Annotated in this window: 13 protein-coding genes; 5 read left to right on the top strand and 8 right to left on the bottom strand. The window is 65.0% G+C overall.

The annotated features are described in order from the left end of the window. Nucleotides 1–21: 21 nt before the first annotated feature. The 5 genes from FHY05_RS20970 to FHY05_RS20990 all read right to left on the bottom strand — a co-directional run bounded on the left by FHY05_RS20970 (nt 22) and on the right by FHY05_RS20990 (nt 4,346). Nucleotides 22–843 (bottom strand): helix-turn-helix transcriptional regulator, encoded by an 822-nt coding sequence (locus FHY05_RS20970; RefSeq protein ID WP_183946377.1) that lies wholly within the window; start codon nt 841–843, stop codon nt 22–24. A 104-nt stretch (nt 844–947) separates the two neighbouring features. After that, nucleotides 948–1,853 (bottom strand): DMT family transporter, encoded by a 906-nt coding sequence (locus FHY05_RS20975; RefSeq protein WP_183946378.1) that lies wholly within the window; start codon nt 1,851–1,853, stop codon nt 948–950. A 49-nt stretch (nt 1,854–1,902) separates the two neighbouring features. Beyond that, entirely contained in the window at nt 1,903–2,976 is a 1,074-nt protein-coding gene (locus tag FHY05_RS20980) for an alpha/beta hydrolase (RefSeq protein ID WP_183946379.1), read from the bottom strand. 48 nt (nt 2,977–3,024) lie between these two features. Further along, complete coding sequence (locus tag FHY05_RS20985; RefSeq protein WP_183946380.1) at nt 3,025–3,654, bottom strand: glutathione S-transferase N-terminal domain-containing protein; 630 nt, start codon at nt 3,652–3,654, stop codon at nt 3,025–3,027. Continuing rightward, entirely contained in the window at nt 3,651–4,346 is a 696-nt protein-coding gene (locus tag FHY05_RS20990) for a dienelactone hydrolase family protein (RefSeq protein ID WP_183946381.1), read from the bottom strand. Before FHY05_RS20990 ends, FHY05_RS20985 begins: the two co-directional genes overlap by 4 nt. A 483-nt stretch (nt 4,347–4,829) precedes the next feature. On the opposite strand from FHY05_RS20990, the gene FHY05_RS20995 reads away from it, so the two are divergent. Then, nucleotides 4,830–6,467: an FAD-dependent monooxygenase gene (locus FHY05_RS20995; RefSeq protein ID WP_183946382.1), complete on the top strand. Its 1,638-nt coding sequence runs from the start codon at nt 4,830–4,832 to the stop codon at nt 6,465–6,467. 258 nt (nt 6,468–6,725) lie between these two features. Here the strand turns inward: FHY05_RS20995 and FHY05_RS21000 are convergent, their stop codons facing one another. Beyond that, nucleotides 6,726–7,457, bottom strand: coding sequence for a hypothetical protein (locus FHY05_RS21000; protein ID WP_183946383.1), 732 nt, complete (start codon nt 7,455–7,457; stop codon nt 6,726–6,728). Nucleotides 7,458–8,096: 639 nt separating this feature from the next. After that, entirely contained in the window at nt 8,097–9,005 is a 909-nt protein-coding gene (locus FHY05_RS21005) for a LysR family transcriptional regulator (protein ID WP_183946384.1), read from the bottom strand. Nucleotides 9,006–9,221: 216 nt separating this feature from the next. On the opposite strand from FHY05_RS21005, the gene FHY05_RS21010 reads away from it, so the two are divergent. Genes FHY05_RS21010 through FHY05_RS21025 form a run of 4 tightly spaced genes read left to right on the top strand, consistent with a single transcriptional unit; the run spans nt 9,222 to nt 11,099 of the window. Next, on the top strand, nt 9,222–9,632 hold the full coding sequence (locus tag FHY05_RS21010; protein WP_183946385.1) for a cupin domain-containing protein: 411 nt from the start codon (nt 9,222–9,224) through the stop codon (nt 9,630–9,632). 4 nt (nt 9,633–9,636) lie between these two features. Next, a complete protein-coding gene (locus FHY05_RS21015) occupies nt 9,637–9,891 on the top strand; it encodes a tautomerase family protein (RefSeq protein ID WP_183946386.1) in 255 nt (84 codons plus the stop codon). Then, nucleotides 9,888–10,304 (top strand): aldo/keto reductase, encoded by a 417-nt coding sequence (locus FHY05_RS21020; RefSeq protein ID WP_183946387.1) that lies wholly within the window; start codon nt 9,888–9,890, stop codon nt 10,302–10,304. Before FHY05_RS21015 ends, FHY05_RS21020 begins: the two co-directional genes overlap by 4 nt. Before the next feature lie 39 nt (nt 10,305–10,343). Then, nucleotides 10,344–11,099 carry an SDR family NAD(P)-dependent oxidoreductase gene (locus FHY05_RS21025; RefSeq protein ID WP_183946388.1) on the top strand — a complete coding sequence of 252 codons (756 nt, stop codon included), beginning with the start codon at nt 10,344–10,346 and terminating at the stop codon, nt 11,097–11,099. Between the two features lie 322 nt (nt 11,100–11,421). On the opposite strand, the gene FHY05_RS21030 is transcribed toward FHY05_RS21025, so the two are convergent. Beyond that, a complete protein-coding gene (locus tag FHY05_RS21030; RefSeq protein WP_183946389.1) occupies nt 11,422–12,195 on the bottom strand; it encodes an alpha/beta fold hydrolase in 774 nt (257 codons plus the stop codon). Between the last annotated feature and the right edge of the window lie 299 nt (nt 12,196–12,494).

Here is a 12,494-nt window from a genome sequence, read left to right on the forward strand (position 1 = left end):
GACAGTCTCAGCGGCCGTGCGCTATCGATCGAGTAGAGAAGCGATCAGCTTCCGGTCTGCGGGCGTCGCCGCGGTATAGATCACCAGGCTCAGATTGGGCTGTCCGTCGATCGACATGGACGAGTATTCAAGCGTGAGCGGGCCGGCCTTCGGGTGATCGACGTGCTTTGTCCCCTCGCCATACGGGCGCACCTCGTTTTCGAGCCACATCGATCTGAACTCGGGACTGGCCTCGCTCAGATCGTCGACCAGCGACTGAACCGCCTCGCTCGCGCCCGCCTTGGAAACCTCCAGCCTGAACCGCGCGACCGCCAGCCTCGCTTCATCCTCCCAGTCCCGCACGCCGGCGCGCACCAGCGCGTTTCCGAACAGCAGGCGGAGCACGTTGCGCTGGTCGACAGCCAGGGCGGCATAATCGACTAGCACCGCGGTCGCCGCCCTGTTCCAAGCCACGATGTCGAACGCCGATGTGATCACGAGCGCGGGGCTGAACTCCAGCGCGTCTAGAATGCTGCGAAGCCTCGCGCTGACCGGTGCCGGCCCGGCATAGCGTGGCTCGGGCGGACGATGCTGGGCGAGCATGAACAGATGCTCGCGCTCGTTCGGATCCAGGATCAATGCGCGCGCCAGCCGATCGAGGACGTCGGCGGAAGGAGCTCCGCCGCGGCCCTGCTCGAGCCAGGTATACCAAGTGGCACTGACGTTGGCGCGGTTGGCGACTTCTTCCCGGCGCAGGCCCGGCGTGCGGCGACGCGATGTTCCGAAGCCGAGGGCAGCCGGATCAAGCCTCGCTCGCCTGTCCTTCAGGAAGTTCCCGAGTTCGTTCTCTGCGACCAAGCTCATTCACTGACAATACGCGTAAGAGAGCGCCCCGTCACGAGCGGAGGGCACCGGACCTTCAGAACGTGGGAGAGTTTGAGTCGCACAGCTGGGCGGGACAAAGTCGCTCACCCGATGGCCTCGCCAACGTCCGCGGAGGAAGCGCGAGGCCCCACTTTGCGGGTACGCGCGAGGACGACGCCACCGAGCGCCAGGGCGAAGCCGGCAAACTGGACCGGCACCAGTCGTTCGCCGAAGAGGAGCCATGCCTCGAGCGCGGCCAGTGGCGGTACAAGCAGCAAGAGTGCGCTGACGCGCGTCGCGCCCTGGTGCCGGGTCATCCAGACCACCAGTGAGAGCGCGCCGACCGAGAGGCCGAGTACCGAACAGCCGAGACCCAGCCACGACTCCGGCGCGCTATCCCAACGATAGTTCCCTTCCGCGACCGTCGCAGCCAAGTCCACGAACGCTCCCCCGGCATTCTGAAGGGCGCCCGACATCCGCATCGGATCCTGGCCGATCGATCCGCGCTGAATCATCGTCCCTGCTGCCATTGCCAAGATCGACGCCATCGCGCCGGCGGCGACGAACGGCGCCACCGCCGCTGCCCCGATGCGGGTCAGCAGGGGCGCCAGAACCAGGGAAACGCCGCCCAGGCCGATGCCCAGCTCGATCCATGCACGCGCTGCGAATCGTTCGCCAAGCAGCCCGAAAGAGGCAATTGCAACCACCAGCGGCTGGAGCGCACCGAGAAGCGCCATGATGCCGGCGGGCATGCCTCGCCCAATCGCCCACCAGCTGGTGCAAAGATAGACGCCGTTGAGCAGCATGCCCGCCGGCAGGTGCGAGGCGAGCGCTCGTCGGCCAGGAATTGGTTCGCCCGCGAGCGCGGCTGCGCCGCCCAGAAGCCCGGCCGCCATGACCATTCGGGCCGCCAGGATCAGTTCCGGTGCGGCGTGCGGCACGGTCGCGCGTGCGACGACGAAGCCCGACGACCATATCAGCACGAACAGGAACGGAGCGGCAGCCGCCATCCGCGACACTGGACGAGGCGAGGCCGCGCTTCCGTGGTCGCGGCTGTTCTCAACCACGCGGCCTTACCCCGCTCGGCGCTGAGCCGACATTGGTGGTCCTGTCGTCAGACCGCGGAGCCGTGGAAGGCTCCTTCAGTTTGCCCCATCGCATCCGGGCAAAGCTCGTGACGGTCTCGCGCAACTCGTCATCCTCGGGCGTTCCACCCCCGAACCCACCGTGGGGCATCGCCTCAAAGACGTGCAGCTCGGCATCTACCCCTGCTTGCCTCAGGGCGCGGTGCATGCGGACGGTGTTGGAGAGAAAGAGATCGCGCGTGCCGCTCTGCAGGAAGGTCGCCGGGAAGCCGGTCAGGTCGCCGAACAGAGGAGACAAATATGGGTGCCGGACATCCGCTCCGTTTGCGTACAGCAGATTGTTGGCCATGAGCGAACTGGGCAGCACCACATCCAGCTGCCGGTTAGCCTCGAAACTGTCGCCGGACTCGGTCAGATCGACCTGAGGAGACAGCAGGATCAGCGCCGCCGGCATCGGGAGGCCTTCGTCGCGCGCTTTCAGAAGCGTCGCGACCGCAAGGTTGCCGCCTGCCGATCTGCCCCCGATGATGATGTCGGTCGGCGCATGGCGGTCCAAGACGTAGCGGTACCCTACCATGCAATCGTCCAGAGCGGCGGGGAAGGGGTGTTCGGGCGGCGTCCGATAGTCCACGCCGTAGCAGCGGACGCCGTGCTGATCGGACTGCATCTGCGCTCCGGCACGACATGCGTCTCCTCCGCCGAACACCAGCGCGCCGCCATGAAGGTCTATGTAGGCGCGGGTCCCGCTAGGCGGGGTTGGTGGTGTCGCGATGTGAAGAACAGCCCCGTCCGTCTCGACGGTCTCGACGCTGGCCCGTACGCTCCCGGCCAGCCCCCTTACCGCGGCCGCATAGCGCGCATTCGCCACAGCCTTGATCGCTGCCCAGCCATCGTGATCGTCCGGCGCGGGCATCTCATGCAAAGCGTTGAGCGGTACGCCGTCATCGCCGACCATCCGCGCAAGCGCGGCGCGCGCTTCTACGCTGATCGACGCAGGGAAGGGGACGATCCGCCGCTCCAGCGCCACGCCATCAATCGGATCAGCCATCCAGTCTCCGCCCGCTGCTCTTCACCGCCGCCTACCGGTAGGGCAGATTCACCGCACATAGTCGATCGCGTAAGCGCGCTCGGTCGCCGGCCGATCCCGGATCGCCTCGAACCATCGCCGCAGCTCAGGAAAGTCGTCGAGCGACTGCCCCGCCCACTCATGCAGCACGATCCAGGGATAGCAGGCGATGTCGGCAACGGAATAGTCGCCGCCGGCTATGAACGGACGGTCCGCCAGATGACGATCGAGGACGCGGAACAGCCGGGCGATTTCGGCGGTGTACCGGTCCACCGCATAGGGCACCGGCTCCGGTGCGAAGCGCCGGAAGTGAAGTGCTTGACCCATCATCGGGCCGAGCCCCGCCATTTGCCAGAATAGCCACTGGGTCGCCTCGAGGCGGCTGCGTTCCTCGGCGGGTAGCAACGCTCCCGCCTTCTGCGCCAGATAGAGCAGGATCGCGCCGGACTCGAACAGCGCCACCGCCTCGCCCCCGTCGGCAGGATCGTCGTCGACGATGGCCGGGATGCGGTTGTTGGGAGCGATGCTGAGGAAGGCGGGGTCGAACTGCTGCCCCTTGCCAATGTCGATCGGGTGGATGCGGTAGTCCAGCCCAAGCTCCTCCAGCGCCATCGTCACCTTGTGGCCGTTGGGCGTCTTCCAGCTGTGGAGCTCGATCATCGAGCGGCACTCGCTGCATCGAAGAAGGCCAGCGTCCGCTCGAAGGCGAGGCGAGCACTCGCCGCGTCGTAATCGTCGCGCCGGTCGGAGTTGAAGCCGTGCCCCGCCGGGTAGAGCTGAACTTCGACGTCGGGCCGGGCATCCCGGAACGCTTCCACTGCGTCCATCGGTATCTCGACGTCCTCACGACCGAAATGGACCAGCACCGGGCAGAGCGGGCGCTCGTGGGCGCGGCTCGGGATCATCGAGCCGTAATAGCAAGCCGCGGCCGTGAGGCGCGTTGACCGGCACGCCATGACGTAGCTCGCGGACCCGCCGTAGCAGTAGCCGGTCATGAACACCGGGCCGGCCGCCGCCAGCTGCTCGATGCAGAGGTCGGCGTCGGTGAGGGTCTGCTCGAGTGGATGGGCACGCACCAGGCGTATCGCTTCCGCGACCTCCTCGGGCGCGTAGCCAAGGTCGAGCCCCGGTGCCTCCCGGTCGAAGATGGCGGGGGCGAGCACGTCATATCCCTCCCGCGCGAAGCGGTCGCATTGCTCGCGAATATGGGTCGTCAAGCCGAAGATCTCCTGGATCAGGACGAGACCGCCCCGGCGCGGCGCTTGCGCCTCGACATGGTAGGCGGCGATCGGGGCGCCATCGGTTGCGGTCAGGTCGACCAGGCGGCCGAGCAGTGCAGTCTCGCCGCTCATGATGCGCGCTCCTGCGTGACGGCGATGGCGAGCGCTCCCGTCGCCGTAGCGGGCGGCGAGATGGAGGCGAGACGGGCGGGTTGTCGCATAGCGGGGTCCTCTGGTGGAGGGCATCAGCTACGCGCGACGAGTTGGCGCCTGAAGTCAGGCACAGTCGATCACAGCGATCATCGTCGTGGATGGGTCAGGGGCTACCAGCGGAGCTTGCCTGCCTGGAGCGCGGCGGCTATCGGGGTCACGTCGAAAAAGGTGGACCGGACGTGGTGAGCCCCGGTCAGCTGCCCATCAAAGGGTAGCCAAGTTCCAGCCCCCTGCGGGCCGTGGACCACGACAGAAGCGGACGTGCGCCGTTTCTTGTCGGAGAGCCTGAATGATCGACGCTTTGTTCATCTGGGTAGCCGCCTGCGAGGCGGCAAAGGCCGATAGGCACCGGAGCACGTCCTTCTCGCCGCGTCCGCGGCATCGAGCAAAGGATGGCTCACCATGCAAACCAACCCCTCTCACCACACCCAGGTCCTGATCGTCGGCGGCAGCCTCGTCGGCCTGTCAGCCGCGCTGTTCCTCGCGTCGCGCGGGGTCGATACTATCGTCGTAGAAAAGCACCGCGGCAGCTCGTCGCACCCGCGCGCGGTCGGCTTCACCGAGCTGACGCTTGAGCATTTCCGTGCGGTGGGCATCGAGGATCGTGTTCCGCAGGCTCCTGCCGCCTTTCGCTTGCGGCGCATCAAGGTCGAAAGCCTCGCGGGCACATGGGCCGAGGAAACGCCGTGGACGCCGGGACAGGCCGAAACTGACAAGGGCATCGCCTCGCCGTGCACGGGCGCCGCGATCGCGCAGGACCTGCTGGAGCCGATCCTCAGGACGGCGGCGACCGAGCGAGGCGCGGACCTGCGGCAAGGCGTCGAGATGCTGAACTTCGTGCAATCTCCCGAAGGGGTCACCGCCCGGGTGCGCCACCGGGACACTGGCGAGGAGGTCGAGATCACCGCCGACTACCTGATCGCGGCCGACGGTGCCGACAGCCCCGTTCGCGAAAAGCTCGGGATTGCGAGGAGCGGTGTCGGGCACCTGCGCACGATCCGCAGCGCGCTGTTCCGCTGCGACGAAGCCGAACAGTTTCTTGCCACCGGCGTGACCCAGTTCGAGATCGAGCAACCCGGCGTTCAGGCGTTCCTGACCCACTATCCCGACGGTCGTTGGGTGCTGATGTTCAGCGATGACGCCGAGCGCACCGAAGGCGAGTTGCGCGACGCGATCCGTCGCGCGCTCGGCCGCGACATGGCACTTGAGGTCATCACGACGGGCCGATGGGAGATGGCGGGCCGCATTGCCGACCGGTACAGCGTAGGTCGCGTGTTCCTGGCGGGCGACGCCGCCCACCAGCTGCCGCCGACGCGGGGCGGCTTCGGGGCGAACACCGGGATCGACGACGCCTACAATCTCGCCTGGAAGCTGCAGATGGTGCTGTCGGGAGAGGCCTCGCCAGCGCTGCTGGATACGTACAGCGCGGAACGGCAGCCGATCGGCTGGTTGCGCCACCAGCAGACCTTTGCCCGTCCGGATTACCGCCGCTGGGCAGGGGACGCGATGGCAGGCGAGCCGCTCTACAGCGCGGAGGCAATGGAATTGGGTCAGCGGGTAAGCTCGGCCGCGATCATTGCATCCGACCAAGGCCTGCCGCCGGCAGCAAGCCCGGGCGAATGGGCGGGCCAGCCAGGCACGCGCGTGCCGCATGCCTGGATCGAGTGGAAGGGCGCTCGATACTCGACCATCGACCTGTTCACCGAACGGCTCACGCTCATCAGTGCCGAGCCGCGCTGGATCGAGGCAGCACGGCAAGCGTGCTATGAGACGATCTTGCCTCTGAAGACGGTACACGTCGGTGTGGAGGCTCATTTTCCGGCCGATGGCAACTTCGCGGCCACGTTCGGTGTCGGTGCTCAAGGCGCTTGCCTCGTGCGGCCGGATGCCATCGTCGCCTGGCGTTCGCATGGCCTCGACGCCGATCCAACGGAGACGTTGGGGCGCATCTTGGATCATATTACCCGTCGAATTGGCTCGGCTGAGGTCGCCGATGCTGGTGTCGGCTATCACGGCTATAGCCGCCGCATTGCCGGATGAATCGTGACGCCTAATGGAGATCAACGCTTCTCAGTCTGCGTAAGCTCAGTTGCGTTGACCAATCTCGACCAACCCGCTGAGCCGCCCTCCGGGGCGGCTTCTTCTTCGAAGAAGCGCCTGGCCGAAGCGCTCGTGTTATCCCCGAGCGTTGCCGCTCGCCGTCCAAGAGGTTCATTGAACGGTCGCGCTGGCTGTGCCTCATGAAGGCTTGGTTGCCTGATCCCGACGGGCAGACTCGCTTCGGTTTGTACGGTTCAGCTACTCAACCAGGCCCCCAAGATCGATGATGTCGAACGCCACATTGGCGATCTCGCCCTTAGCGATCTGCATGAGCGGCATCGGTCGGGTCTCGGTCTCGAGCCGGCGCATGTTCCGGTCGGCGATCTCGACCAGGAATCGATCGACGCCGACCAGCGCGATCATCACCACCGTCTGGTCCTCGTCGAGCGTTAGCTGTTGGACGACGCCCTCATAGGCCGCGAACAGTCCGTCGTTGCCGGTCTTGGTCAGGACGAAGGCGGTAACGACCTTGTTGGGGTCGGCCGCGCCCTCGGCGATCGCGCGGACCCAGCCCTGAATTTCGGGTCGCACAACGTTGGCGAGCGCGTTGGACCGTGCGACACGCTCGAAGAACCAGCCCGTCAGGCAGCCGAGCAGGATAAAGAACAGGAGCGCCAGCGCGATGCCCGAGCTGGAGCGGGCGAGCGCCTGATCATGGAGCAGGATAGCCTTGTAGACGTCCGGGTCCGCCGAGACGTGAAAGCATGGTTCGATGCTGCAATATGCATCCTGCAGGGCGAAAAGGCCGGCGCCGAGCGTATGGGCGAACAGCGCCCCTAACAGGACAACAAACAGCGTGTAGGTGGAGTTGGGCTTGTCAGGGACGGGACTGAGATAGTCGGTGCGTGCGCCGTTCCGAAGCCCGAGCCAGGCGCAGAAGCCTGGGAATAGTAGCAGAAGCGCGCCGAGGAGCGAGAAGCCCCAAGTCACCCGGGCCTAACCCCGGCGGGTGGTCTGGGTCGTGGAGGTTGCTGCCGGCCGCTCGCGGATGCGGCCATTCGCCTGCGACCGGGTCGTGCTCTCGCTCGCCGCCTCGCGTACGGCTTGCCAGCTCCCGAAACGGTCATGCGCGGTGAGCGCTCGCCTGATGGACTGGTCCGAGTTGACGCGCATCTGTTCTTCCTCTCACTCTATATAACGCGCGAGCGGCGAATGAGAAGCCTGGCATTGGGTTTTCAGCCGCGCGTGGCGCCGACTGGACCTGCAGCGCGGAGGCAAGCCGGCCCAAGCTATCTGGTGTTACGGCCGCTTATCTGAAGCGGCATCCCCGCAATGAACGAACGTCTGTTTACGGGTAAGCCAAAAGGGGTCTCGAGCGACCGGAACTGGGTCCCCGGCTCGAAAGGGCAGGGGGCGGCCAGCGCCCAAACTTGGACGCTGCGGCGGGCCATCGCTTTCCCCTAAAGCGGCCATTCGTTTCAGCCCGACCAGTCCCGTTTCCCCATCCTCGAAGGCCAATTTCGAGAAAGAGCAATCGGGAACAGATTTCGGGAAAGCCGCTGCTCCGGTCGCCTCTTGGAGCGATTAGCAGGGCCATCTTCCCGTTATGGGTTCTCAAACGGGAGGGGGCTAACCCTTCAACGGCTGCACCTCTCTGATGAGATCGATTAGTAGACGCAGCCCGGTCGGAAGGTGCCGTCGTCCGGAGTAGTAAACGTGGAAGCCGCTGCCTACGCTCGCCCAATCTTCCAGGACGGGCTGTAAGGCCCCGTTTTCCAGGTGGGGGGTGAGTGCAGCCTGGGTCGCGTAAACGATGCCAGCACCGCATAGCCCGAACGCCACAGCAGCGTGACTGCCATCGATCGTCAGGGGACCGGGCGTCGCAACAGCGAGTTCGTCGCCGTCACGCTCGAACTCCCATTGATAGACCTGATCGTTTCCCAGGCGGATGCCGACGCATCGATGGTTTTTGAGGTCTCGCGGATCGCTCGGTGTGCCGAACTGGGCGAGATATGTAGGTGCCGCGGCCGCGATCCAGCGTAAGTCCGGGGACAGCCGCTGCGCAATCATGTCCTCAGGCACTGTGCCGCCATAGCGGATGCCGGCATCGAACCCGCTGCCGACGACATCGATCATGCGATTGGTAACGCTGATATCGATAGCAACGTCCGGGTAGCGATCGACGAAGATCGGCATGACCGGCTTGAGCAGCAGATCGACCGCATCCTCCAGAACATTGATCCGCACGCGGCCTGCCGGCTTGTCGCGATAACGCTCCAGATTGTCGCTCGCCCCAGCAATGGCCTGCATAGGGGCCTCGATAAGTGCCCGCAGCTCCTCACCTGCTGCGGTCAGCGTCACGCTGCGGGTGGTCCTGTTCAATAATCGAACGCCGCGGCGTCCCTCCAGAGCGGTGATCGCGTGGCTCAGCGCCGAGGTGGTGACGCCCATCGAGCCGGCCGCGCCGCGAAAGCTGCCATGCTTCGCGATTGCCAGAAAATAGGTGAAGTCAGCGAGGTCTGCTCGGCTCGGTTGCATAGCAACCTTCTAGCCCATTGTTGAGCAATGTTCATCGTCTCGTTGGCGGCCGGGCCGGTAATGCGAGCACCGTCAGCACCCTAGATAACGTTCCGAAGCGATCGTCATCGTGGCGGTCAGATAATCGGAAGAGCGGCAACCATGACGAGGATCGGCATGTGCCTCGCCACGCTGCTGCTGCCCGTGGGCGCACAGGCGCAACAAGGAGCGAGAGGCATGAGCATCGAGCACAAAGCGGACATGAAGACCGTTGACGGTCCCGCCGAGTATTTCACCGGCAAGGCCACCATCACCGGGCAGTTCCAGCGCGAGGAGCCGTCACGGGTTTCCGGCGCCATCGTCCACTTCGAGCCAGGTGCGCGTACGGCGTGGCACACTCACCCTGCCGGTCAGACGCTGATCGTGACCGAGGGTTTAGGCTGGACGCAGATCGCGGGAGGACCGAAGCTGGAGTTTCACGCCGGCGACATCCTGTGGTGCCCCGCCAACCACAAGCACTGGCACGGCGCGACCCAGCATGAAGCCATGACCCACGTCGCCATTCAGGAATCGGTTAACGGTACGCCCGTGACCTGGATGGAGAAGGTGACGGACGAGGAATATCTCGCGCCGCTCGGCACTGAGTGAGGTCATGCCGCACGTCACTGTGAAGCTCTGGCCCGGCAAGACCGAAGACCAGAAGCAGCGTCTCACCGAAACCATCACGAGCGGCGTCATGGAGACGCTCGGATATGGCGAGGACGCGGTGTCGGTCGGATTCGAGGAGGTCGCTCCCGCTGATTGGACGGCCAAGGTGTACGAGCCCGACATCGCCGCGAAGTGGAACACTCTGACCAAGCAGCCCGGTTACGGCGAGGGGCCGGCAGAGCGGAGGAAAGAACAATGATCCTGAAGGAAACTTTCGCCCTTGCGGATGGCATCGCCATCCCGAAGCTCGGCCTCGGCACTTGGCGCATCGATGATGCCGCGGTCGTGCAGGTCGTTCGCGATGCCTTGGCTATCGGCTATCGCCACTTCGACACCGCGCAAGCCTATGAAAACGAGCGCGGTGTCGGCGAGGGGCTGCGGGCCAGCGGCATTGCGCGTGACGAGCTTTGTCTGCAACTCGGGCTGCTCCCGCTGCCAAAGTCCACCAATGCCGATCACATGCGCAGCAATGCGGCCGTCGATTTCGACATCAGCGAAGACGACATGGTGACGCTACGCGGCTCCGGTGAAGCCATCGACTACGGTGAGGCCAGCGCCTTCCCCGTGTTCGGCAAGCCGCGCCATGCGGCCCGATCGAGCATAAACGCCTGATCGCCCAGCGCCCCCCAATCAAATCGGAAAGATATTTTCATGTCTGATAATAAGCGTTTTGCCGGCAAGGTCGCCTTCATCACAGGCGCTGCCAGTGGGATCGGCCGGGCCACGGCCATTGCCTTTGCAGCCGAGGGCGCGCGTGTCGCCGTCCTAGATCGCACTGAGGACTTTTTGGCTGAAACGGCCGACGCGGTGAAGAAGGCGGGGGCGGAGGTTCTGGTTATCGCCTGCGATGTGTCCCAGCCCGAGCAGGTCGAAGCGGCGGTGAGCCGGGTGGTCGAGACTTTCGGTCAGCTCGACATCGCGTTCAACAATGCCGGCGTTGAGAACAAGGCCGCGCCCGTCCACGAGATCGAACTCGCCGAGTGGGACCGCATCCTCGACATCAACCTGCGTGGCACCTTCGTGTGCATGAAGCATGAGCTGGCCCAGATGGTGCGTCAGGGCAGCGGCGTGATCGTCAACACGTCGTCGGGTGCCGGCGTGCGCGGTGTGGCGGGCGGCGCGTCCTACACCGCCTCCAAGCACGCGATCATCGGTCTGACCAAGGCTGCTGCGCTCGACTATGCCAAGCAGAACATCCGCGTGAACGCGGTGCTGCCGGGCAATATTGAGACGCCGATGATGGACCGCTTCACGGACGGCGATATTCAGAAAGCGATCGATCTTGAGCCGGTCGGGCGCTTGGGCAAGCCGGAGGAGATCGCCGACGCCGTTCTTTGGATGAGCGCCGATCTGGGTGCATTCGTCACCGGCGCGGCAGTGTCCGTTGATGGGGGCTGGTCGCTTTAACCAATTAAGGACGGCTTTCTAGCGGAAGTTGCGCCGGAAAGCCGTCCGTGCATCAACGAACCTGGCATTCCCAAAACACCATCCCAATTTGGAGGGTGGGCGGCGCTAGCCAACGTCAGCTATGCGCCCTGCCTCACCCGAAAGCGGCTGTTCCGCAAACCTGCTAATCAGAGCCCGACAGATGCGCAGAACGCCCGGGAAAGGCTCGAGCGGCGAGATGAACAAACGTCCGGGTTTGGGAAGCGGGAAGGGGCGTCTGAGTGACCGGTTGTGGGTCGATGCTGCCATTATCGCGCAATCGGGCCGTCCAGCGGGTGGAGCATCACCTCGTCGCGTCGAGAATGACGGCGACTGTCTCCTCCGGCGTGTCCCACATTGGGAAGTGCCCGCTACCATCAAACCAGTGGAGCTCGGCGCCGGGAAAAGCTGCCTGCGCGCGCGCAGCCTGTCTGGGGAGGCAGAGCCGGTCGTGCCTGCCCCACCCGATGACGACCCGGCCGGTGCCGGCAGCCGCGGGACCGGACTGCTCAGGTCCCGTGGCAAGGCTCCGGACCAACGCATCGAACGTCGGCGTTTTACTGAGACCTTCCAGCTCGGTCGCGACGGTCTCCCCGTCAAGCGCCCAAGGACGCGCGGAAAGCTGAGCGAGGAGCGCCGTGCGCGAGGCTGCGTTCCGGCTCAACGCCGGCAGGCCCGGCCGGATGGCCCGCAGCAAGCGACCGGAGGCGCCTATAGTGGTTCTGAAGAAGGTGCGCTCCCAGCCTCGCCAGAAGCCACCAGGATCAAGCGCGACCACGTTGCCGACGAGTCCGCGCCGCGCGAGTTCAAGCACAATCCGCGCGCCCATGGAACTGCCGACGACATCGACGCCAGACAAGCCAGCCTCCGCGATGTAACGCTCGACGCTGCCGACCAAACCATCAAACGTCCCGCTGTCGGACTCGGCAAGGGTGGCCCCATGGCCGGGAAGGTCGACCGCGATGACCTTCCGCGAGGCGCTGAGTGGGTTTAAGACGGTGCTCCACGATTGCCAACTTCCGCCCAGACCGTGGATCAGAAGCAGCGTGCGTCCAGTGCCGCGCTCAATCGTGTTCATGCCGTCTCCGCCTTGTCGCTGTGAGAAGCTCAACGAGCACGGTCGCTTTGCGGGCCCAGCCTTTATCGGCTGACGGGCGGTGGAGATCGGTCTCTAGGCCCACGCCGGAAGGCAGGTGAACCAGGTAAGTCTACCTGTTCAGAAAAGGTCCTTGGATATGAACGAGTGACCGCTTGCGAGTAGCGCTACGTTAGCATTGAATGGCCGTGTGTGGACGCCCCTTCGGATGCAAGAGGGTGTTGAAGAGATTTTAGCGCGGGTTCAGGTGCTTCCGTGTGTCCGGCCTGTCGATGCAGCCT

Origin of the sequence: Sphingomonas sp. BK580 (assembly GCF_014194975.1) — a bacterium.
Taxonomy (GTDB): Bacteria; Pseudomonadota; Alphaproteobacteria; order Sphingomonadales; family Sphingomonadaceae; genus Sphingomonas.